The organism is Psychrobacter sp. H25, assembly GCF_059076335.1.
This window is the reverse complement of sequence record NZ_JCACRV010000001.1, coordinates 2,179,276-2,198,171: the sequence shown is the minus strand read 5'-3', so window position 1 is coordinate 2,198,171 and position 18,896 is coordinate 2,179,276. Positions and strand designations below refer to the sequence as shown.

15 protein-coding genes are annotated in these 18,896 nt (G+C 43.9%); 3 read left to right on the top strand and 12 right to left on the bottom strand.

Annotated features, from left to right (window positions below; genetic code table 11):
* Positions 1 to 34: 34 nt before the first annotated feature.
* The 3 genes from AC5JPO_RS08905 to AC5JPO_RS08895 all read right to left on the bottom strand — a co-directional run bounded on the left by AC5JPO_RS08905 (position 35) and on the right by AC5JPO_RS08895 (position 2,159).
* Positions 35 to 631, bottom strand: coding sequence for an NfeD family protein (locus AC5JPO_RS08905; RefSeq protein ID WP_319050836.1), 597 nt, complete (start codon positions 629 to 631; stop codon positions 35 to 37).
* 196 nt (positions 632 to 827) lie between these two features.
* A complete protein-coding gene (locus tag AC5JPO_RS08900) occupies positions 828 to 1,403 on the bottom strand; it encodes a porin family protein (protein WP_493853895.1) in 576 nt (191 codons plus the stop codon).
* 219 nt (positions 1,404 to 1,622) lie between these two features.
* Entirely contained in the window at positions 1,623 to 2,159 is a 537-nt protein-coding gene (locus AC5JPO_RS08895; RefSeq protein WP_319050834.1) for a porin family protein, read from the bottom strand.
* Positions 2,160 to 2,462: 303 nt separating this feature from the next.
* Between AC5JPO_RS08895 and AC5JPO_RS08890 the strand changes: the two genes are divergently transcribed.
* Both AC5JPO_RS08890 and AC5JPO_RS08885 read left to right on the top strand, forming a co-directional pair.
* The gene (locus tag AC5JPO_RS08890; protein WP_493853894.1) at positions 2,463 to 3,710 is read left to right on the top strand and encodes an 8-amino-7-oxononanoate synthase; all 1,248 of its coding nucleotides are present in this window, start codon (positions 2,463 to 2,465) and stop codon (positions 3,708 to 3,710) included.
* 72 nt (positions 3,711 to 3,782) lie between these two features.
* Positions 3,783 to 4,592 (top strand): methyltransferase domain-containing protein, encoded by an 810-nt coding sequence (locus AC5JPO_RS08885; protein WP_493853893.1) that lies wholly within the window; start codon positions 3,783 to 3,785, stop codon positions 4,590 to 4,592.
* A gap of 228 nt (positions 4,593 to 4,820) precedes the next feature.
* On the opposite strand, the gene dnaK is transcribed toward AC5JPO_RS08885, so the two are convergent.
* Both dnaK and grpE read right to left on the bottom strand, forming a co-directional pair.
* Entirely contained in the window at positions 4,821 to 6,764 is a 1,944-nt protein-coding gene (gene dnaK, locus AC5JPO_RS08880; RefSeq protein ID WP_319050831.1) for a molecular chaperone DnaK, read from the bottom strand.
* A gap of 184 nt (positions 6,765 to 6,948) precedes the next feature.
* Complete coding sequence (gene grpE / locus AC5JPO_RS08875; RefSeq protein ID WP_493844042.1) at positions 6,949 to 7,548, bottom strand: nucleotide exchange factor GrpE; 600 nt, start codon at positions 7,546 to 7,548, stop codon at positions 6,949 to 6,951.
* A 465-nt stretch (positions 7,549 to 8,013) separates the two neighbouring features.
* On the opposite strand from grpE, the gene AC5JPO_RS08870 reads away from it, so the two are divergent.
* The gene (locus tag AC5JPO_RS08870; protein WP_493853892.1) at positions 8,014 to 9,408 is read left to right on the top strand and encodes an alpha/beta hydrolase; all 1,395 of its coding nucleotides are present in this window, start codon (positions 8,014 to 8,016) and stop codon (positions 9,406 to 9,408) included.
* Between the two features lie 176 nt (positions 9,409 to 9,584).
* On the opposite strand, the gene AC5JPO_RS08865 is transcribed toward AC5JPO_RS08870, so the two are convergent.
* The 7 genes from AC5JPO_RS08865 to AC5JPO_RS08835 all read right to left on the bottom strand — a co-directional run bounded on the left by AC5JPO_RS08865 (position 9,585) and on the right by AC5JPO_RS08835 (position 18,848).
* The gene (locus tag AC5JPO_RS08865; protein WP_493853891.1) at positions 9,585 to 10,718 is read right to left on the bottom strand and encodes a metallophosphoesterase; all 1,134 of its coding nucleotides are present in this window, start codon (positions 10,716 to 10,718) and stop codon (positions 9,585 to 9,587) included.
* Between the two features lie 100 nt (positions 10,719 to 10,818).
* Positions 10,819 to 11,874: a TIGR01777 family oxidoreductase gene (locus AC5JPO_RS08860; protein WP_493853890.1), complete on the bottom strand. Its 1,056-nt coding sequence runs from the start codon at positions 11,872 to 11,874 to the stop codon at positions 10,819 to 10,821.
* Positions 11,875 to 12,253: 379 nt separating this feature from the next.
* Positions 12,254 to 12,892, bottom strand: coding sequence for an L-threonylcarbamoyladenylate synthase (locus AC5JPO_RS08855; protein WP_493853889.1), 639 nt, complete (start codon positions 12,890 to 12,892; stop codon positions 12,254 to 12,256).
* A 124-nt stretch (positions 12,893 to 13,016) separates the two neighbouring features.
* On the bottom strand, positions 13,017 to 14,294 hold the full coding sequence (gene dprA / locus AC5JPO_RS08850) for a DNA-processing protein DprA (protein WP_493853888.1): 1,278 nt from the start codon (positions 14,292 to 14,294) through the stop codon (positions 13,017 to 13,019).
* Between the two features lie 51 nt (positions 14,295 to 14,345).
* A complete protein-coding gene (locus AC5JPO_RS08845) occupies positions 14,346 to 15,455 on the bottom strand; it encodes a LysM peptidoglycan-binding domain-containing protein (RefSeq protein ID WP_319050823.1) in 1,110 nt (369 codons plus the stop codon).
* A 335-nt stretch (positions 15,456 to 15,790) separates the two neighbouring features.
* Positions 15,791 to 17,212 (bottom strand): threonine synthase, encoded by a 1,422-nt coding sequence (gene thrC, locus AC5JPO_RS08840; RefSeq protein WP_493853887.1) that lies wholly within the window; start codon positions 17,210 to 17,212, stop codon positions 15,791 to 15,793.
* Positions 17,213 to 17,258: 46 nt separating this feature from the next.
* Positions 17,259 to 18,848, bottom strand: coding sequence for a transcription antitermination factor NusB (locus tag AC5JPO_RS08835; protein ID WP_493853886.1), 1,590 nt, complete (start codon positions 18,846 to 18,848; stop codon positions 17,259 to 17,261).
* Positions 18,849 to 18,896 lie beyond the last annotated feature (48 nt).

The window sequence follows — 18,896 nt, the reverse complement described above, 5'->3', positions numbered from 1 at the left end:
CCTTGATTTAAAAATATTCGGTATATCATGCGCGTCATTTGCTAGTGCCTGTCTCTGTGGGGTCAGGTTTGTGCAAGCTCAGTCTATTTCCGTTAGGTTTTTTGGTAGACACTTGAGTATTTGCAGGTACTTGGCTATTGAGTGTCGGTGTAATATTTGGGCGTATCGTTTTAGGTGCTTGGAGGCGCTGTGTGGGAGCAACCACTAGCTCATCGCCAACCACTTTTAAGACCACCACGCGATCGCCCATCTCCACCCTCGCACCTGCTGTGCGGCATGGCCACTCATCCGCTCCCCAAACAGGTACGTTAAAGCGTACCATACCAGGGATACCTTTTTGCGGTTTGACCACGATCATACCGGTCTCACCAATCACTAAATTACTGCTTTGCGCCGCCTTTTTGCGACTCATGGATAGCGGCTTGATGTATTTGACCCAAGCCAGCATAAAAAAAACTGAAAGCGTAAGCCAGATCAGCACCTGAAATAATAAAGGAATAGGGAGCAACCATGCTAAGGCCGCAATGATCACAGCGGCTACGCCAAACCACAAGCTGGCAAACGTCGGCACAAACATCTCAACGATCAATAGTAAGAAGCCCAATACCAGCCAATGCCAAGGTTCAATCATCAAAAACATCTCCATCCTTGCCACCATTCCTATCTTTATCATTCCAGTTTTTAATGTATCATATTTTTAAGGATAACAATGCTTTAACCGTATTTCTGATACACATTTACATACTGTGCGCCCAAAATATCTGTTACGAATTTTAGGCAAAAAAAACGACCACCTAAGTGATCATTTTTTAGCTAAGGTTTGAGACTTAGAATTTGTAATGTGCACCTAACGTAATGCCATTAGAGTCTAAATCATCGCCTTCATCTTCGATGGTAGGATAAAAATTATACATAGCTTCGACGCTTGCTACAGGAGTAATATTGTATCCAATGCCTAAACCGCCAGCCAACCCTGTATCAGAATAGCTAAAATCTTCGTTTTCGCTAGCGTCAAATTTATCTGTATAGTCTGCATCTATTTTATTCTTTGCGATACCTAAACGACCTTTAGCATATAGAGCTGTGTTTGGAAAAGCGTAATCATAAGTACCATATAAGCCGTATACCTCAGCACTGTACTCAGATTTCTCAAAGCTGTCATCGAAAGCATCAGCATCACCAGTGGTTAGATATTCAGCTTCAACACCAAAGTTTGGAGTAAATTTGTAACCACCATAAACACCGTATGATACTGCATCATCATCTACGTCATCTGGGCTATATTGACCAATTTTAGCACCAACATACGATTGACCAGCACCATAAGAGATTGCCGCTTGCGCACTCATGGTCATTACTGAACCGACGATTGCTGCGAGTAACGCTTTTTGTAGATTTTTCATAGACTATTCTCAACCTTGGGTTTAATAAACAAATGATTTGTTTAACCTTAAATACTACTCGACTATATTCCACTTGTTTCTAGTAGTGCGATATCATACCAAATTATCCAATAAAGTAAACATATGTTTTATATAATTTTAGACGAAAAAAAACGACCACTTACAGTGATCGTTTTTTATTGCAGTACCTAAACTAAATGCTTAATCTAGGCTAAGTGCTTAGAATTTTAGCTGTGCACCAACAGTCATTAGATCTACATCATCACCTAACATGTCGTATTCAGCTTCAACACTGAAGTCAGAGTTTACTGCGTAACCGAGACCTACACCACCAGCAAGATTAGTATCGTCTCTTGAACCATCAGACAAACCTAAATTAGTATTAGATGCTTCTACTTCAGTTTTCGCTACACCTAGCTTACCTTTCGCATATAAGCCAGTATTTGGGAATGCATAACGGTAAGTACCATAAGCACCATATGTTTTGGCATCGATGTCGCCGCCTCTATAGTCAGCGTCATCTGAACCAACATACTCAGCTTCTACGCCGAAGTTAGGGTCAAAGTTGTAACCAGCATACACACCATAGGCAGTTGGATCATCAGCATTATCGATATCTAAATCGAATTGACCGACTTTAGCACCAACGTACGGCTGGCCTGTATAGCCATTGCCATAGTTAACAGCGGCTTGTGCGCTAACAGTAAGTAAAGAACCAGTTGCTAGTGCAAGTAACGTTTTTTGTAGAGTTTTCATTATTAGCTCCTCAGAGAAAGTTGGGACAAACAAGTTGTTTATTTATAGTGGTCTTAGTGACCTATCGTCTTGTCTGCTAACGATGAGGATATAGTAACAAACTATTTCAGACACTCTGTCAGTGTTTAATGGTATGAAAGTTAAAGTTTGAAAGCATTTATCAGTCCACTAGTTACAAAGGCTTAGATATGAAACCTTTTGTTACAACCGCTCCGTTTGTGCAATAATTCCTACTCATTTCGCAGAATTTTTGCCAAATATTTGGTCAAATACGACTTAAATGATAAAAAATAAAGAGAAAAGATGAAAAAAGCCATCACCGATCATTTGCAAGTCGCGCTTGCAGACCTCAAAGCAAAACAACAATATCGCCAACTGCCCGAGCTGCAACATCATGGTCGCTACATTATTAAAGAAGGTGAAGCATTACTCAATATCGCCAGTAATGACTATCTAGGCTTGGGCGGTGATACCGAGTTGCAGGCTGAATTCCTTGATCAGTTGGAGCAATCATCTGATACACTGCCTCCCAAAATGAGCGCTACTTCGTCACGACTATTAACGGGCAATGATACCCAGCTACAAACATTAGAGTCTGAACTGCAAAATTGGTATGAGAGCGCATTAGAAAAACAAAACGTTCCTAAACAAAAAATCCTTAACTCAAAAACAGCACTGGTATTGAATAGTGGCTATCATGCTAACCTTGGAATTTTGCCCGCGTTGACCGCTCTGCCAGTCAAGACGCTGATATTAGCTGACAAGCTGGTACATGCGAGTATCATCGATGGTATGCGCTTGAGTCAAAGCAAACTGGTCACCTATCGTCGCTACCGTCACAACGATTACGAACATTTGGCTCGGTTTATTGAGCAGGCAGATGAGAGCGTTGAGCGCATCATCATTGTCACTGAAAGTATTTTTAGTATGGATGGTGACCGCGCGGATTTGCTTCAACTAGTACAACTAAAATCTAAAGATGCTCGTATTGAATTATATGTCGATGAAGCACATGCTGTTGGCGTACTTGGCAAAACAGGTTTGGGCCTAGCAGAAGAAACACATACTTTAGTAGATATTGATTACTTAGTAGGGACGTTTGGTAAAGCCTTTGCATCAGTTGGTGCTTACATCATGTGTGACGATATCACAAAGCAGTGGCTGATAAACGCCATGCGCCCACTAATTTTTAGCACTGCACTCCCCCCTATCAATCATGCATGGACACGCTTTATTTTAGGAAAAATGCCAGCGCTCACTGGTCAACGCGTACACTTAGCACAAATTTCAAAACAACTGAGCCAAGCCATCAGTCCTGAATATCGTGTCCCATCATCAGCACAAACTCCTACCTATGAATCGCCTATTGTGCCTTATATCTTGGGTGACAATGCGCGTACCATGGCAAAGGCAAAACAGCTCCAAGCCGCTGGATTTTACGCCTTGCCTATCAGGCCGCCTACTGTTCCTGCAAACACCGCTCGCATTCGACTCGTTATGAATGCCAAATTAACCACCGCAGACTGCGAGCAACTGATAGCGCAGTTATGACATAGTCGTTTAGTACAAACGTTTGCGCTCACTATCGGCTGATTAGTGACTCACTTGGATAGAATAAAGCACATGACAATACTTAGCGCCCCTAATACCTTTAGTGTCCGAAAACAAACCATCGCTCGTCACTTTGCTAGTGCCAGTGACTATGATCAGCACGCCAGTATTCAACAAGAAGTCTGTCAGTATTTGCTCGCAAATATCGCTCATACGAAGCAATCAAGTGTGTTAGAAGTCGGCGCAGGTACCGGTCAGATGACGCGCCTGCTTGCTGAACATATTCATAGCCAACACTGGCTCATTAATGAGTTGTGTACTGAGCAAGCTGCGATATTGCAGTCGATACTACCAACGGCTGAGATAGCCATCGGCGATGCTGAAACGATGAATTTGGCAGCAGATCATAGCTTAATAGTCAGTGCCAATGCCGTGCAATGGTTTGACAATCCGCTCAGCTTTATTGCGCAATCAGCACAGCGCCTACAATCTGGAGGACAGCTGGTCTTTAGCACCTTTACGCCAAATAACTTCCTGCAAATTAAGACGCTCACTGGTCAAGGGCTGAGTTATCCAGACATTGATGCATGGCAATCAGCATTAGACTGTGCTGGTTTTAAAAATACTGAGCTTTCGGTCCAGCGCTATGATTTACCATTTCTGTCCCCTTACGCTGTCCTAAAACATATGAAACTCACTGGTGTATCGACCAATCAGACACAACAGTCAGCCCATGATACTCAGACTTTTAGATGGACAAAGTCACGTCTACAGCAATTTGAGTCAGACTACTGGCGGTATTTTTCCGCAGAAAATGAAACAGGGCAACCTGTTGTGAATTTAACCTATGAAGTACTGGCAGTGAGCGCCTTTATACCATAGGCGCGCAGCACGCTATGAAAGCAGTAGCTAAGGCATATCATAAATAGCAAAAATAACAGCCATAAAAAAACGCATCTCGAAAGATGCGTTTTTTTGATTTAACTGCTTATCGATTTGTATCGACTATACCCCTTTCAAAAACTTGAGTAGCCGAGAAAACGAGCGTAAGTACTACACTGAGTAGACTAGGCGAGTTTGACGCAGCTAATCGCGTTTTTGGAGTTGATATTATTTTTTGTCTTCGTCTACTTCAGTAAACTCAGCATCAACGACGTCGTCATCAGCCTGGTTACTTTCTGCTGCACCTTCAGCGCCTTGTTGGAACTGGCTTGGATCCATACCTTCTGCGCCAGCACCGCTATCAGCGTAGATTTTTTGGCTGATTGGCAAGAAGGCATTGTCTAATGCTTCAAGCTTGGCTTTGATTTCGTCATGATCGTCTTCTTTCGCTGCCGCTTCAAGCTCAGTGATCGCAGTTTCTACTGTTGATTTTTCTTCATCAGTAACTTTATCTTCTGCTTCTTTCAGTGCTTTTTGTACCGCATGGATACGACCATCTGCTTCGTTACGAACTTGCGCTAGGTTAGCGAACTTCTCATCTTCAGCAGCATTGGCTTCTGCATCACGAACCATTTGTTCAACTTCTTCATCCGACAAACCAGAATCTGCTTTGATCTGGATGCTTTGTGCTTTACCAGTACCTTTATCGGTTGCTGAGATGTTCATGATACCATCAGCATTAATGTCAAAAGACACTTCGATTTGCGGTAGGCCACGTGGTGCTGGTGGAATATCCGTTAAGTCAAAACGACCAAGCATTTTGTTTTGGTTAGCGATTTTACGCTCACCTTGATATACCTGAATCGTTACTGCTGGCTGGTTGTCTTCAGCCGTTGAGAATACCTGTGATTTCTTGGTAGGAATCATGGTGTTTTTCTCGATAACTGGCGTCATCACACCGCCCATGGTTTCAATACCTAGGGTCAATGGCGTCACATCAAGTAGCAATACGTCAGTTTTATCACCAGACAATACCGCACCTTGAATCGCTGCACCAGCTGCAACTGCTTCATCAGGGTTCACGTCTTTACGTGGCTCTTGACCAAAGAACTGCTGTACGTTTTGCTGTACTAGTGGCATACGAGTCTGACCACCAACTAGGATAACGTCATCGATATCGCCAATTTTTAGACCAGCATCTTCAAGTGCAGTCTTACATGGACCGATTGTACGCTGTACTAGGTCTTCAGTTAGGCTCTCAAGTTTTGAGCGGCTGATAGTAACAACCAAATGCTTAGGACCACTGCTATCAGCGGTGATGTATGGCAAGTTGACTTCAGTGCTTTGCGCGCTTGATAGCTCAATCTTTGCTTTTTCAGCGGCTTCTTTTAGACGCTGCATCGCAAGAGAGTCACCTTTTAGGTTCACATCTTGCTCTTTTTTAAATTCAGCAACTAAGAAATCAATCAATGCTGAGTCAAAATCTTCACCACCAAGGAAAGTGTCACCGTTGGTCGCTAGTACTTCAAACTGTTGCTCGCCATCAACGTCTGCGATTTCGATGATTGAGATATCAAAAGTACCACCGCCCAAGTCATATACAGCAACCGTGCTATCGCCTTGCTTCTTATCCATACCATAAGCAAGTGCCGCAGCAGTTGGCTCATTGATGATACGTTTTACATCAAGACCAGCGATTTTACCCGCATCTTTAGTTGCTTGACGCTGTGAATCGTTGAAGTAAGCAGGTACAGTTACGACCGCTTCAGTTACGCTCTCACCAAGATAGTCTTCTGCTGTTTTTTTCATTTTCTTCAAGATTTCAGCAGAGACCTGTGGTGGCGCAAGCTTTTTACCGTTGATTTCTACCCATGCATCGCCGTTGTCTGCTTTAGCGATTTTGTAAGGTACCATGCCGATATCTTTTTGCACGACTTTGTCATCAAAGCGACGGCCAATCAAACGTTTGATTGCAAATAACGTGTTGCTTGGGTTGGTTACTGCTTGACGTTTAGCTGACTGACCAACAAGCGTTTCGTCGTCTTTATAAGCGACGATTGATGGTGTGGTACGCGTACCTTCAGCATTCTCGATGACTTTAACTTTGTCACCTTCCATTACTGCCACACATGAGTTAGTTGTACCTAAATCAATACCAATTACTTTACCCATAATCAATTGCTCCTAATTTGTTTTTAACTATAAATACTTATTTATCCAGACCGTAGTCGGTCACTTGTTGCTATATATCGGTTTGCCTGTCGTATTTTTCAAGGCAATAAATACGCAAAAACTGTCTTTCCTGTGGTTTTTTGTGAAAAACCTTCATATTAGTAGGGTTTAGCCCCTAAAAATACTACTGACCAACACGAACCATCGCCGGACGCAATAGACGACCGTTTAGGCTATAGCCTTTTTGTAAGACCGTACCAACCGTATCCGCTTCTGCTTCTGGGTCAATACCAACAGCTTCATGGAAGTCAGCGTTGAACTTTTCGCCTTGTGGGTCGACGGTCTCTACACCATTTTTGGTCAATACAGCGACCAACGCTTTGTGGGTTAATTGAACCCCTTCGGCTACTGGATCGTTTGCATTTGCATTTTCCATAGCGCGCTCTAAGTTATCAACGATGTCGAGTAACTCTTTAGCGAATTTTTGCAGGGCGAATTTTTTGCTCTTATCTGCTTCTTGCTCAGCACGCTTTTGCGCATTGTAAGCTTCAGCATTAGCGCGCGCAGTACCTTCTTTGGCTTGTTTTACTTCGCCTTCTAGCTCAGCAATACGTGCTTTGAATGTATCGAGGTTGATTTCGTTTTCGATAGTCGCCTCTTCACCTGAGTTGTTCTGCGGATCAAACTCTTTCATGGTTTCTTCTAAGATACTGTTTTGATGCTCAACATTATCGTGTACCACAGTCTGGTCAAGCGTTTCTTTATTTGGGGTTTGCTCGCTCATGATAGCTCCTTGGAATTTCAATAATAATGATTACGACAATAATAATTACGACAAGACGCAACGACTCAGCCAATTGTTGGCTGTATTGCGCCTTTATCAGATGCCTAACGATTCTTACTCATTGTTTTTATTAATGCGCTCTAATAGCTGATTGATAAAGGTGATGCGTATAAATTTCAAGCCTAAAACGCAGGATTTTTTCGTATTTACGACAAATATAGTCAAAATACTCTTTAGCAGCGTTGCACAGTATTTTTCCGTTGTGTCAACGAATCTCCATATTTACTCACAAAACGTACAAAAAAACGTCAATTAGTCAAAACACTTTACTATTGCTATTCACGCCATTACTAAACAACACCCTGCTTTACGCACTACTGCCTTATTATTGCTACAAATATTATTACTTACATCAAAATGTACCTCGATGTAATCGTAAACACCCAAACCGTTATGAGAGATGTTATGTCTAATCCCACAGTATCATCAATCAACACCTTACTTAACAAAACCTTGATGGCGATGCATCTAGCATCGAATGATGAAGCAGCCAATGGAACAAGAGAAAGTAGCCAACGTGAGAAGCGTTTGAGCGTCAGAGAAAAAGTACTCAGCTACAACCCAGTTTCACAGTACCAACCACATACTTTGCATTATGCGATGAAAGGCTTTGGTTATTTGCCAACGCCGATATTAGAGGGCTTAATTGCCTATCTAAAAGGTCCGAACTCAAAACAATATCTTCATGCCAATGCACATTTACGCTTGATCCTCGCTGTAAATAGTCATCTGAAGACTCCTTTGGAGCTGACGCCCATGCATGAGCTTCGCGAAAGGTTCACTACCGATGCGGTGGCAATGCAGGCACCAAGAGTATGGCAGCAAGCTAGCGACAACATCCTGAACAATATTAAACCCTTTACCAAAAAGGGCGAAAAGCTTGTCAATTGGGAAGACAAGACGATAGCTAATGCTGATGACGGTGATATGACCATTCGTTGCTATCAAACGAAGGCCAATAAAAAACGCGCTAAAAAAGGGGCAGTACACAATCCTGACGAGACAGTGATGCTGTTTTTCCACGGCGGTGGGTTCTGTATCGGCGATGTCGATACACATCATGAGTTCTGCCATGCAGTCTGCGAGCAAACTGGCTGGCCTGTTGTTAGTGTCGACTATCGATTGGCCCCTGAGTGTCCTGCACCAGCCGCCCTCAAAGACTGTATCACAGCGTATGCTTGGTTGGCTGAACACTGTCATACACTAGGCGCGGTGCCATCACGTATCGTACTTGCAGGTGATAGTGCAGGCGGTGGTTTATCTACTTTGATTGCACAGCAGCTGACTGCACCGACCGAAAGCGCCTGGTCAGACTTGGGCACTCAAGGTCAGAAGATGTACAAGCTACTAGACAGTCTACCAAAGCCCTTAGCACAAATGCCGCTGTATCCTGTTACCGATATCGAAACAGACTATCCAAGCTGGGAGTTATACGGCGAGGGATTATTGTTAGATCATGCTGACGTGGCAGTGTTTGATGCAGCCTGCCTAAAAGACAGCCCCCTACCACGCCTACACATACTAAACTCACCCATGCTCGGCGATAACAGCAAAGTATGTCCGACTTATATCGTAGCCTCTGAGCTCGATGTACTGCGTGATGAAGCGTTTGCTTATGCAAAGCAGTTGAAAGGCTACAATGTGCCCGTTGAGACTCATACTGTTTTAGGTGCACCGCATGGTTTTATTCATTTTATGAGCGTGCATCAAGGTCTTGGGCAAGAGACAAAAGACATTATCGATGGGTTTTGTAGCTTTGTGCGCAATGTCATCAGTACTCGATCACAGCTAGCAGCATAGTGGTTTTTTGAAAGGTATTTTGTTTACAGGTACTTTTATTTAAAAATGCCGTTATTTAAGAGTGCTATTACTTAGAGGTACCACTCACAGACACTTCTTTAAATGCTATTGTACGAATACATCAGTATGTTGAAGGTACAGGTCAATCGAAGGTACAGGTCAATCAGAAACATCTATCAATCAGTATTACCAGACACGTTGATCAACCAAACCTCAGAGCGTGAACCCAATCTGAACGGAATACCCCAAAACCCATAGCCGGAGGAGACTACAAAATGTCCTTGGCCGATTGGTTCATATCCATAGCCTAGTCTATTGATAGCACTGACGATAAAGTTAGCAGGAAACACCTGACCATTGTGGGTATGACCTGATACTTGCAGATCGATTGGTAACTGGCTATGCTCGTCGATATCACTCGGTCTATGATCTAGTAGAATCACTGGCTGTGAAGTATCCACTTCCGCTAACAGATCTATCGTGGCGACACGCTGACGTTTATGATTATCAAAACGTCCGACCAACCATACCTTTTGCCCTTCATGCTCTATACAAAACACATCATCATTTAATAGATGCACACCTGCATCACGTAACGCTTGGCTAATTGGTCGCTCATGACCGTACAAATCATGGTTACCCAACGTCGCATAGACGCCATATGGCAAATTGGCACACAGTTCGGCTAGATTATTATCCATACTATAATCATTAAATGCGTCTGTATTATCATCCATGATATCCCCTGGCATTAGCAGCATATCTGCACGTGTACTGTTCATCAGACGGGTGAGTCTATCTATTGCTGTAACTCCGAACAACCGTCCTAAATGTAAGTCACTTGCAACTGCGATGCGTAGCGGTTTGGCTAAAGGTTTATCAATACTGATAGACAGATGACGTACGATAGGGACATAGGCACTGTATAGCGAAAAAATAAACAGTCCTAAGAACACGACTACTGCCAGTGCTCGCAGCCTAAGAGAAAGCGTATTTGACCCGTACCCTGTCTCACCTATCAGCGATACTACTAGCCAATAACCACCATACAAAAAGCTTACTACCAAGGCGGTTAATAATATGAAATGCATGATCAGCATCCAGCCACTGACCCAGCGATAACTGTTCGCAAAGACTCGTTTTACACTAAGTACTAATAAGCCATTGGTGATAATGAACACGGCAGACCATACGATAGTTTGCAGTGTTTGGGTGATCCAAGGTTGTAGCCACCACTGTATACTCAACGCCGCACCTGCACTGAACAGCTGCAATAGCACAAAGATAGTAATAAAGAACGCATAGCGCATGATAGATCCTTGAGCATGATTAACTACAATATATGATGCTCAGAGCAAATAAAGCTATATATAGAATAGCTTACTATGTTTCACATGAAACAATCGAAACTTATTGGTTTTGCTTTTCTAATGCTTGCTTGAGTGTAGTGTGTTCAAATGAATAACCTGCTTCTAACAATGCTTTTGGCAATACTTTTTGTCCATCGATGAGTAATGTCGACATCTCACCAAACATGAGCTTGAGCAAGAATTCTGGTAAAGTAAACACTGTCGGACGATGTAACCACGAGCCAAGTGCCTTAGTAAAAGTGTGATTGGTCACAGGATCAGGAGCTGTAAGATTATAGACGACTGCCGTTGTATTATTTTGCGTCTTTAAGCTATTGTTATTTAAGGTGCGGTCGCCTAAAGCTCGGTCATTTGAAACATTACCACCTAAAGCCTGTTCGTTAAGACTCATAGCATCAGTAACTGACTTACTGATATGTTTGGCAGCTTTTGTATTAGCAAGATGCTGTTCGATAATAAAAATTACCGCACTTACCCAATCATCTCGGCTAATCCAGCTCATGATTTGTTGTCCATCACCCAGTTGCCCACCAACACCAAACTTAAATGGTAGCAGTAACTTGGCTACCATACCGCCGTTGGGATGAATAACCACACCTGTTCGCACGATTGCCACAGGGACATCATACTCAGTTGCTCTGAGTGCCATATCCTCCCATTCCTGACACAGTGCATGCGCAAAATCTTCTTTGTAATTGCTATTTTCCGTTAGTGGTTTGTCGCCTTGCGTACCATACCAGCCAATGGCTGAGCCGCTTACTAATAGCTTGGGCTTTGTGCTGATACGGGCGATGAAGTCGAGTATTGATTGCGTAGGTTTGATACGACTGGCAACCAGTTGCTCTTTGCGCTCATCGCTCCAGCGTGAATCGGCAATACCAGCACCCGCTAAATTTAAGATGACATCAAAGCTCGTCTCACACGTCGTAAGCTCATCATAAGTCATCATATTGACGTCACTGGGGTGCGCCTGACTACTATCGCGAGTCAACCAAGTCACACTCACATCTTTATCTTGTTTACGATACCGTGCCAGTAGCTCTCGGCTGAACGCACTGCCCAAAAATCCTGAACCACCACTGATTAAAACATGCATACCCTGCTCCCTATATGTACCCAATATTGCTTGTCACCAATATTGCAACTATGACTTATCGTTAAATGATTTGTTATTCCATAAACACCAAACGGTTATAACCATCGTCTGCTTTTTTGTGGTGTTTATCAAAATGACTTTTACATACTTTTGGTAAAGCAAGCATGAGATTAGATAAGATTAAGATTAGTTGGGGCGGTACTCAGGAGAGATATTTCTATTTTAATGATATGACGATCGTAATCACTCGCTCAAGAACAGTTACTTTATACAAGAACAGTTAATTTATATAAGGAACTCTGCTTCATAAATGATAAAGTCAAAAGGAGTTATTGTAGAAGACTGCATTGCAGTTTTGTGTAAAGGGGTATATTACATTTTAACGAATAACTAAGCCGGTCATGGCATCACGGATTTGGCTAGGGAGCGTGTAATGCAACGTATCCGCCTGCAAATAGCCGATTTGCTCATCAAAATACGCATAAGCAGCATCGAAAGTACTGGCAGGTGATTGACCTGATGGGTTGCAGCTGGTCGAGACAAGTAAGCCAAACGGATTACGGGTACTGACCATCTGTTGACACAGTTTACGTATGGTCGGATGAGCAATGACTCTTACTGCGACAGTCTGATGCTCACCAGTTATCCAAGTAGGAATGGCTGTAGACAAAGTATCAGGAATGGGTAGCAACCAAGTATGGGCTTGACGACTCTGTAGGTCATTGTCATCGTTATCATCACTGCCTATCTGCCAGCTGTCAATGACTTGTTTTCGCTGCTCATCGTCTAACGCAACCAATAACGGTGTCAAGCGAGCTGCGCTGTCAGTGATAACAATCATGCCTTTGGCTTGTGGACGCTGCTTAATGTCTAAAATGCGCTGTACAGCCGCTTGGTTATAAGGATCACAGCCAATGCCCCAGACGCTCTCTGTTGGATACGCAAGCAGCTGTCCTTCTTTTAGCCACTGTGCAGCTTGGACGGTAGAATCAGTAACAAAGGATGTAGAGTGGCTCATAGCTGAAATGTTTCATACTGGGATGGAGGTAGATGCTCATAATAGCATAACAAAAAGAGCAACTCAGAGCGCTACCATTATAGATGAGCCTTCTTTATATGTAGAAGCAAACATGTGTAACACTTTAAACACGTAGGTACCGTCCGCCCTGAACGCTAATAATACCCATTAGCTCAAGTTCCATCAACTGTCCGATGAGCTGTGATGGCTCAAGCTTGGTTGCGACAATAAGCGCATCCAAATCCTGTCCATGCCAATCGAGCTGCTCGTAGATTGCTGTTAAATGCTCAGGTATAACGGGCGCGCTACGAGTAGATTTGATGTTAGAAGGCTTCTGCTGGTTATTCGCTGTGCTAAGCGATCTACTATGCGATTTTTCGACATCTGAGCCTTCAGAGGACACTTTTGGAGAATGACTTATTGCTGGTTGATCGCTACTTAGGTCAGTAGTAGCGCTTGATGCATTATACGAGCGATTGTCGTAGTCGAGCTGAGCATTCACATCTTCTAGTACTTGCTCAGGATGATAGATCAACGTTGCGCCTTCACGTATCAAGTGATGGCAGCCTTCGGCATTGCTGTTATCAATATGACTTGGAATCGCAAAGACTTGTTTGCCTTGCTCTGAGGTTAGACGGGCGGTAATCAGCGAGCCACTTTTTATTGTGGCTTCGGTCACGATAGTGGCTAGACTGAGCCCGGCTACCAGACGATTACGACGCGGGAAAGTATGCTTGTGCGGCTGAGTATGCGGTAGCAGCTCACTGATAATGCAGCCACCTTGATCGACAATTTGAGCAAACAACTGGTCACGATGATTGGGATAGTTCACATCAATCCCTGTACCCATCACGCCGATAGTACGGCCTTGATAGTCCTGACCTGTCTGCGCCAAAGCTCCTAAATGCGCTCGTTTATCCACCCCTATCGCCAGACCACTAGTAATAATATATCCTGACTGCGCAAGATATTGCGCCATATCAAAGGTGATTTTTTGCGCGTGTGCAGTGGGTTTGCGGCTACCCACAATAGCAATTTGAGCCTGATGCAGGCGCGCACTATTCCCCCGAAAAAACAATAGTGGCGGTGGATCGTAAATCTGTAGGAGCTGCATAGGATAATCAGGCTGATCAGCAAACAGTAGACTATAACGGTTATCAACGAGTGCTTGCTGGATTTTATCGATACTAGCGCGCGTTTGATCTGGCTGCTCGTGGCGTTTGAGATGAGTATGATGCAGACCCAGCTGCTTCCACGCCTCTACTGTGGCTTGCCAAGCGAGCTGCGCGTTACCATAAGAGGTGACTAGCTTGTGGTAGGCAGACAATGACGCATTCACCTCGTACCATAGCGACAATATAGCACGCTGATCGTCGGATAAAGAAGCGGTGACTGCCGTCATTTTATCTGTCTCTTATAAGCAAATTTAGTATGGCTGTTTTATCACTCGTATTTATAGATAAGGTGGTGGTAATAACTGGTCACCAACGTTGAGTGGTAGCTCAGAATCAAGTACATAAGCATAGCTGATGTGGTCAAAGGTGTTAAACACCATTACCATTCCACTTGGCTCATTTGGCAAACGTACAGGCATATCGTTGTCTTTGGTGTCACGTACTAAAGGACCTTTTTGATAGACAGTCAACACATCACCTGGCTTGGCACCATGTAGGCTACCCAAGTTGATAGCGACTACGCTACCTTTAGCAGCAGCACTAATGGAATCCATCACCCGTACAATCATACCGCCACGGCTAACGCTGGCAGGTGTTGGGTAAAAGACTGGGGGAATAGCATTATCAAGCTCAACAAACACGCGATCGCCTTCGCGCACTTCTTTATCATAACTTTCGGTCAGCTGTAAGCTGGTAATGCCATTGGTTTCTGTCGATGTGACAAGACCAGTCGCTACCTGTGTAACCTCTAATCCGATAACCTCTTGAGTTTTGGGATCGACATACAGATCACCCTCGCGGTATACGCCATAACGCTGACCGACGATAAGTGGCACACCTTTGGCATAGACCTTGTCACCGCTTGCAGTAATGAGGTTGCGGTTTTTTGACGCCAAAATATAAGGAGTAGTATTGAAATCTTCTAGATTTACAATAAGGGTTTTATCCAACCAGTGTTGGATGGCAGACCATGGAATAGGCGGGACACTATTGGCGGTTGAAGTAACAGTGACTGTACTCGCAACCACATTACCCATCATTTGTTTTTCGATACCTGCACAGCCTTCACCCGTATCGACTCCGATCAAGGTTTTGCCTTGAATAACACAAAGGATCAGAATGTCATTGGGATAAATAAGGTTTGGGTTTTTGATTTGTTTGTTGGTGGCCCAGATCTCTTTCCAGCGCCAGGGACTGTCGAGGTAGCGACCTGAGATATCCCACAACGTATCGCCTTTTTTGACAGTATAGCGGTTGGGAGCATCAGCTTTGATAGTAGGTGGTGGATTGTTTGCGTGTGCTGTAGTCATCAACATAGCACTGCTAAATGTCGTAACTATTAATCCTTTTGCCAGTGCTTTTGCTGTCTTTTTTAAGCTCATCTTCATGGTTATATCCACAATATGTACCACTGTTTTGATCATAACAAACTGCACTAGCACCATTGATCTAAAGATATTTTACTTTATTAAAAAATAGCAAAAATCATTTAATATCAGCAATCTACAAGCAATTCAGTCATGACAACTATAGGGCGGCTGTTCAGTATAATTGGCTGGAACGATTCCTAAAAAAGCGTCTAGCATAATGATGACTTGCCGACGCTGTTTCTAATACTACAATTATCTATACCATAACACAATCATAAACACTTTATTACAATGGTGTAACCTTTGGATCGCCCTACTGGTTCATTGAAGATAGGCTTAAACTATCTTGTTGTCTAAGCTGGGTTTGGGGCCACATGCTGACGAATTTGCTCAGCGACCAGATCAGCACTATTTTCTAGAACCACAACATGCTGCGGTAGGCTCTCTAAACCTTCCGTGTGAGCTGGGCGCTCGATGTCGATTTGACCCACTGCTTCGATGATAGTGTCAGCAAACTTAACAGGCAATGCGGTCTCTGCACAGATAATGATTTCACCCTCACGCTGTAGCTCTTTGGCGACCTTGATGCCGTCAGCTGTATGCGGATCGACAAGCTCACCATGCTGCTCATGTAGTGCTTTGATTGTGTTTAAGCGATCGCTATGGGTTGATTTGCCAGCAGCAAAACCATAACGCGTATTGACCGCTTCCATCAAATCAGATAAATCAAACCCTTGTCCTGATTTTACGCCGTCAAATAACTCGTGGACGCGCGCGCTGTCTTTATCCAGCAACAAATAAACAAAACGCTCGAAATTCGAAGCTTTTGAGATATCCATTGATGGACTCGAGGTGACATAAGTTTTGTCAGTGGGACGCGGCTGATAAGCGCCTTGATTAAAGAAGTCATTGAGCACGTCGTTTTCATTGGTGGCTACTATCAAACGCTCCACAGGCAGACCCATTTCACGTGCGATGTGACCAGCGCAGATGTTGCCAAAGTTGCCTGATGGCACGCTAAAACTGACTTTTTCGTCGTTACTCGTCGTCACCGCAAAATACGCTTTAAAGTAATAAACGATCTGCGCGAGGATGCGTCCCCAGTTGATAGAGTTGACCGTACCTAAGTCATACTGAGCTTTAAAATCCGCATCTTGCTGTAGCGCTTTTACGATATCCTGACAGTCATCAAACATACCATCGATCGCGATATTATGAATATTATCGTCGGTCAAGCTATACATTTGCGCCCGCTGAAACTCACTCATTTTACCATGCGGTGATAGCATAAAGACTTCGACGTTTTCTTTACCGCGCAATGCGTACTCTGCCGCACTACCCGTATCGCCGCTGGTTGCGCCAATGATAGTGATACGTGCCTCTTTTCTTTTGAGGACATACTCGAAGGCATTGCCCAAGAACTGCATAGCAACGTCTTTAAATGCCAGCGTTGGGCCGTTTGATAATCCTAAAATATATATGTTGTCTTTGAGCTTGCGGACAGGGACAATATCATCGGAGCCAAACACATCAGCCGTATAAGTACGCTCGATAATGTCCTGCAAGTCAACCGCAGGAATATCAGTGGCAAAGCGCTGCATAATCGCCATCGCAAGCTGTGGATAGCTGAGCGTGCGCCATTCATCAAGTACAGCACTATCAATCGTTGGATAATGCTCAGGCAGCATCAAACCACCGTCTGGCGCAAGACCCATTAATAGCACATCACTAAAGTCCATCGGTGCTGTCTGACCACGAGTACTGATATATTTCATTAGATCATCCTGTCTACAATAATATTATTCAATAATTAAAAACGGTTTATTCAGCAGTCTTTTGCAATAACGCATAATAAAAACCATCGCCACTCTCGCTATCAATTGGCAAGCACTGGCGACCAATCTCTTGGGCAATACCCCAATTGCAATCCTCGGTAAACTCAATCGCTACCGCATCGTTGTGATAGCTGATGAAGTCTTGCATTTGCAGCACGTTTTCTTGCTTTAGAATAGAGCACGTGACATACAACAGATACCCGCCAGCTTTGAGCTGTGGCCATAAGTTATGCAAAATATCAGCTTGCAGCAGAACGGTTTGTTCGATGTCTTCTTCAGTACGCAAAATACTGATATCAGGATGGCGGCGAATCACCCCCGTCGCGGTACAAGGAGAGTCCAATAATATCGCATCAAATACCGGCTCATTGGTCGCGGCTTTTTTATTTTTGCCGTGCTGCCATCTGGTGGCATCAGCACAGACAACGTTAAGGGCAATATTTTTCTCAGCTTGCTCTAAATCCTGCTGCTTTAAATTGAGACGCTGCAAATTATCATAAATGCGTTCGATGCGCGGAGCTTCATTATCGATAACGGTTAGCTTTACTTTAGAAGCTAACGGTTTCGCTTCCTCATCGTCTTGTTTCACGTGAAACAACGATGGAGAGTCGTTTGAGCTGAGTAGCTCTAACCAATGTGCAAGCTTACCACCGGGCGCGGCGCAGGCATCTAGAACATGTATCTCGTTATTGGTATTTTCCGTATCAGACTTTTCAGCGCTGAGCTTCGCCATTAACACTTTGTTGACAATAGGTGCCGCAAGCTGAGCATGCATGTCTTGCACGCTAGCAATGCCTTCAGCAAAATGAGGCAAAGCATTGACAGCGGTAGTCTGATGCAGTCTTAAGCCTTTGGTCGACAACGTCGTCGTTGTCGCTGCCTCTGATGAACCAGTCAATTGTAAACCACTGGTAAGCTCAACGATATCGGCATCAATTTCTGCACCACACAGCGACTGTTGATAATCCTCTACTGAAGTAACTGCCAAGTTGACTCGCAAAAACATTGGCGCCGCTTGGCGTAAGCCTTGGGTCAGCTCATCGTACTGCTCACTCCAATCTTGCTTAAGCTGATAGGCAAGCCAGTTGGGCAAGCTGTGTTTTTTATCGCACTTCTTACGGAATTTACTCGGGTTTTTGGCAACTTTACGCAAAATAGCATTGATTAAACCTGTCGCATGCGCAAATTCAATCTCCTTTGCCGCTTCGACCGTTTCATGGATCGCGGCATGATCTGCCACTTCCAAATACAGCAACTGCACCAAACCCACTTGGATCGTAGTACGAACTTCGACCTCATCGATAGGGTTGTCAGCTAGCGTATCAAGCAATCGTGCCAGAGCATGCCATTGGCGTAGTGTTGTCAGCAATAGCGCATGAGCAAAGCCTTTGTCACCATCGTGCAAGCTGTTTAATAACGGGTCAAGCACGCTTGAGAGCGACTGACCGTTTTGAATAGCCAGTAAAGTACGAATCACACGTACGCGTACGCTACCGTTCATAATCAGATTGCTTGACGGTTTTAGCTTGTTGTTTCTAGGTGCATTATTTCTAGAGCCAGTGCTGGTTTGTCTCATTGAGTTGTATTTCCTTGACGTCGTATCGATCGCGTCTTGTGCAAGTAA

What these genes read in the sequence shown, in the direction of transcription:
- AC5JPO_RS08905 (WP_319050836.1), bottom strand. Translation starts at nt 631, where the DNA reads ATGATTGAACCTTGGCATTGGCTGGTATTGGGCTTCTTACTATTGATC.
- AC5JPO_RS08900 (WP_493853895.1), bottom strand. Translation starts at nt 1,403, where the DNA reads ATGAAAAATCTACAAAAAGCGTTACTCGCAGCAATCGTCGGTTCAGTA.
- AC5JPO_RS08895 (WP_319050834.1), bottom strand. Translation starts at nt 2,159, where the DNA reads ATGAAAACTCTACAAAAAACGTTACTTGCACTAGCAACTGGTTCTTTA.
- AC5JPO_RS08890 (WP_493853894.1), top strand. Translation starts at nt 2,463, where the DNA reads ATGAAAAAAGCCATCACCGATCATTTGCAAGTCGCGCTTGCAGACCTC.
- AC5JPO_RS08885 (WP_493853893.1), top strand. Translation starts at nt 3,783, where the DNA reads ATGACAATACTTAGCGCCCCTAATACCTTTAGTGTCCGAAAACAAACC.
- dnaK (WP_319050831.1), bottom strand. Translation starts at nt 6,764, where the DNA reads ATGGGTAAAGTAATTGGTATTGATTTAGGTACAACTAACTCATGTGTG.
- grpE (WP_493844042.1), bottom strand. Translation starts at nt 7,548, where the DNA reads ATGAGCGAGCAAACCCCAAATAAAGAAACGCTTGACCAGACTGTGGTA.
- AC5JPO_RS08870 (WP_493853892.1), top strand. Translation starts at nt 8,014, where the DNA reads ATGTCTAATCCCACAGTATCATCAATCAACACCTTACTTAACAAAACC.
- AC5JPO_RS08865 (WP_493853891.1), bottom strand. Translation starts at nt 10,718, where the DNA reads ATGCGCTATGCGTTCTTTATTACTATCTTTGTGCTATTGCAGCTGTTC.
- AC5JPO_RS08860 (WP_493853890.1), bottom strand. Translation starts at nt 11,874, where the DNA reads ATGCATGTTTTAATCAGTGGTGGTTCAGGATTTTTGGGCAGTGCGTTC.
- AC5JPO_RS08855 (WP_493853889.1), bottom strand. Translation starts at nt 12,892, where the DNA reads ATGAGCCACTCTACATCCTTTGTTACTGATTCTACCGTCCAAGCTGCA.
- dprA (WP_493853888.1), bottom strand. Translation starts at nt 14,294, where the DNA reads ATGACGGCAGTCACCGCTTCTTTATCCGACGATCAGCGTGCTATATTG.
- AC5JPO_RS08845 (WP_319050823.1), bottom strand. Translation starts at nt 15,455, where the DNA reads ATGAAGATGAGCTTAAAAAAGACAGCAAAAGCACTGGCAAAAGGATTA.
- thrC (WP_493853887.1), bottom strand. Translation starts at nt 17,212, where the DNA reads ATGAAATATATCAGTACTCGTGGTCAGACAGCACCGATGGACTTTAGT.
- AC5JPO_RS08835 (WP_493853886.1), bottom strand. Translation starts at nt 18,848, where the DNA reads ATGAGACAAACCAGCACTGGCTCTAGAAATAATGCACCTAGAAACAAC.